Source organism: Pseudomonas sp. PARCl1 (genome assembly GCF_947311875.1).
GTDB classification, from domain to species: Bacteria; Pseudomonadota; Gammaproteobacteria; order Pseudomonadales; family Pseudomonadaceae; genus Aquipseudomonas; species Aquipseudomonas juntendi.
Window position 1 is genome coordinate 1 of record NZ_CAMZMX010000093.1, and the last position, 3,631, is coordinate 3,631.

Below are 3,631 nucleotides of genomic sequence, written 5' to 3' on the forward strand. Positions count from 1 at the left end.
GCGATGCATCGTTTCACTACTGAGTTCGGGATGGGATCAGGTGGTTCCAATGCTCTATGGTCGTCAAGAAATTCTGTAGCCAGAATGTCCAGATGGACAGCCCAGCGAATTCGGATATGTGATGTTTGTGATGCCTTGCGAACTTTCGGTTCATGTCATCTTCACCACCGCAATCTGCGCTAGCAAATTGCTTGGGTGTTATATGGTCAAGCCTCACGGGCAATTAGTATTGGTTAGCTCAACGCCTCACAGCGCTTACACACCCAACCTATCAACGTCGTAGTCTTCGACGGCCCTTTAGGGGATTCAAGATCCCAGTGAGATCTCATCTTGAGGCAAGTTTCCCGCTTAGATGCTTTCAGCGGTTATCTCTTCCGAACATAGCTACCCGGCAATGCCACTGGCGTGACAACCGGAACACCAGAGGTTCGTCCACTCCGGTCCTCTCGTACTAGGAGCAGCCCCTCTCAAATCTCAAACGTCCACGGCAGATAGGGACCGAACTGTCTCACGACGTTCTAAACCCAGCTCGCGTACCACTTTAAATGGCGAACAGCCATACCCTTGGGACCGGCTTCAGCCCCAGGATGTGATGAGCCGACATCGAGGTGCCAAACACCGCCGTCGATATGAACTCTTGGGCGGTATCAGCCTGTTATCCCCGGAGTACCTTTTATCCGTTGAGCGATGGCCCTTCCATACAGAACCACCGGATCACTAAGACCTACTTTCGTACCTGCTCGACGTGTTTGTCTCGCAGTCAAGCGCGCTTTTGCCTTTATACTCTACGACCGATTTCCGACCGGTCTGAGCGCACCTTCGTACTCCTCCGTTACTCTTTGGGAGGAGACCGCCCCAGTCAAACTACCCACCATACACTGTCCTCGATCCGGATGACGGACCTGAGTTAGAACCTCAAAGTTGCCAGGGTGGTATTTCAAGGATGGCTCCATGAGAACTGGCGTCCCCACTTCAAAGCCTCCCACCTATCCTACACAAGCAAATTCAAAGTCCAGTGCAAAGCTATAGTAAAGGTTCACGGGGTCTTTCCGTCTAGCCGCGGATACACTGCATCTTCACAGCGATTTCAATTTCACTGAGTCTCGGGTGGAGACAGCGCCGCCATCGTTACGCCATTCGTGCAGGTCGGAACTTACCCGACAAGGAATTTCGCTACCTTAGGACCGTTATAGTTACGGCCGCCGTTTACCGGGGCTTCGATCAAGAGCTTCGCTTGCGCTAACCCCATCAATTAACCTTCCGGCACCGGGCAGGCGTCACACCCTATACGTCCACTTTCGTGTTTGCAGAGTGCTGTGTTTTTAATAAACAGTCGCAGCGGCCTGGTATCTTCGACCGGCATGAGCTTACGGAGCAAGTCCTTCACCCTCGCCGGCGCACCTTCTCCCGAAGTTACGGTGCCATTTTGCCTAGTTCCTTCACCCGAGTTCTCTCAAGCGCCTTGGTATTCTCTACCTAACCACCTGTGTCGGTTTGGGGTACGGTTCCCAGTTATCTGAAGCTTAGGAGCTTTTCTTGGAAGCATGGTATCAACCACTTCGTCGCCTAAAGGCAACTCGTCATCAGCTCTCGGCCTTGAAATCCCGGATTTGCCTAAGATTCCAGCCTACCACCTTAAACCTGGACAACCAACGCCAGGCTGGCCTAACCTTCTCCGTCCCTCCATCGCAATAACTGGAAGTACAGGAATATTAACCTGTTTTCCATCGACTACGCTTTTCAGCCTCGCCTTAGGGACCGACTAACCCTGCGTCGATTAACGTTGCGCAGGAAACCTTGGTCTTTCGGCGTGCGAGTTTTTCACTCGCATTGTCGTTACTCATGTCAGCATTCGCACTTCTGATACCTCCAGCAAGCTTCTCAACTCACCTTCACAGGCTTACAGAACGCTCCTCTACCGCATCACCAAAAGGTGATACCCGTAGCTTCGGTGCATGGTTTGAGCCCCGTTACATCTTCCGCGCAGGCCGACTCGACTAGTGAGCTATTACGCTTTCTTTAAAGGGTGGCTGCTTCTAAGCCAACCTCCTAGCTGTCTAAGCCTTCCCACATCGTTTCCCACTTAACCATGACTTTGGGACCTTAGCTGACGGTCTGGGTTGTTTCCCTTTTCACGACGGACGTTAGCACCCGCCGTGTGTCTCCCATGCTCGGCACTTGTAGGTATTCGGAGTTTGCATCGGTTTGGTAAGTCGGGATGACCCCCTAGCCGAAACAGTGCTCTACCCCCTACAGTGATACATGAGGCGCTACCTAAATAGCTTTCGAGGAGAACCAGCTATCTCCGAGCTTGATTAGCCTTTCACTCCGATCCACAGGTCATCCGCTAACTTTTCAACGGTAGTCGGTTCGGTCCTCCAGTCAGTGTTACCTAACCTTCAACCTGCCCATGGATAGATCGCCCGGTTTCGGGTCTATACCCAGCGACTAAACGCCCTATTAAGACTCGCTTTCGCTACGCCTCCCCTATTCGGTTAAGCTCGCCACTGAATATAAGTCGCTGACCCATTATACAAAAGGTACGCAGTCACCTAACAAAGTAGGCTCCCACTGCTTGTACGCATACGGTTTCAGGTTCTATTTCACTCCCCTCTCCGGGGTTCTTTTCGCCTTTCCCTCACGGTACTGGTTCACTATCGGTCAGTCAGTAGTATTTAGCCTTGGAGGATGGTCCCCCCATATTCAGACAAAGTTTCTCGTGCTCCGTCCTACTCGATTTCATTGATAAGAGATTTTCGTGTACGGGGCTATCACCCACTATGGCCGCACTTTCCAGAGCGTTCCACTAATCTCAAATCAACTTAAGGGCTGGTCCCCGTTCGCTCGCCACTACTAAGGGAATCTCGGTTGATTTCTTTTCCTCAGGGTACTTAGATGTTTCAGTTCCCCTGGTTTGCCTCTTGCACCTATGTATTCAGTACAAGATACTCAGCTTATGCTGAGTGGGTTCCCCCATTCAGAGATCTCTGGATCAAAGTCTGTTTGCCGACTCCCCAAAGCTTATCGCAGGCTACCACGTCTTTCATCGCCTCTGACTGCCAAGGCATCCACCGTATGCGCTTCTTCACTTGACCATATAACCCCAAGCAATCTGGTTATACTGTGAAGACGACATTCGCCGAAAATTCGCATTTCGCTCAATTAAGAGCAGAACTCACAAATTTTACCTTAGCCTGATCACACACCAGTGAAAGTGCGTGTCAGTCTATATCTATCACATATCCGAATTTTTAAAGAACGATCTGACAAAAGTCAGAAATCAACATTCATCGACGAATGTTCATTTCTAATTTCTGAGCAGGAGCAACATCTACCGCAGAAAGTGGTGGAGCCAAGCGGGATCGAACCGCTGACCTCCTGCGTGCAAGGCAGGCGCTCTCCCAGCTGAGCTATGGCCCCGTATTCTACGGCTGAACCATGTAATGGTAGGTCTGGGCAGATTTGAACTGCCGACCTCACCCTTATCAGGGGTGCGCTCTAACCAACTGAGCTACAGACCTATAACAGGGTTGCGTTACAGCATCGTCTTTTACAATGAATCAAGCAATTCGTGTGGGAGCTCATCAGTAGGCTGATGTCGTCGATTAAGGAGGTGATCCAGCCGCAGGTT

The 3,631-nt window shown here is 51.0% G+C and carries 2 tRNA genes and 2 rRNA genes; all 4 read right to left on the reverse strand.

The features are described from left to right. Window positions 1–68 (reverse strand): 5S ribosomal RNA (gene rrf, locus QME24_RS24580); the annotation flags it as partial. A gap of 134 nt (window positions 69–202) precedes the next feature. Continuing rightward, window positions 203–3,095 (reverse strand): 23S ribosomal RNA (locus QME24_RS24585). Between the two features lie 249 nt (window positions 3,096–3,344). Then, window positions 3,345–3,420: transfer RNA gene (locus QME24_RS24590), tRNA-Ala, on the reverse strand. A 24-nt stretch (window positions 3,421–3,444) separates the two neighbouring features. Then, window positions 3,445–3,521 (reverse strand) — tRNA-Ile (locus QME24_RS24595). Window positions 3,522–3,631 lie beyond the last annotated feature (110 nt).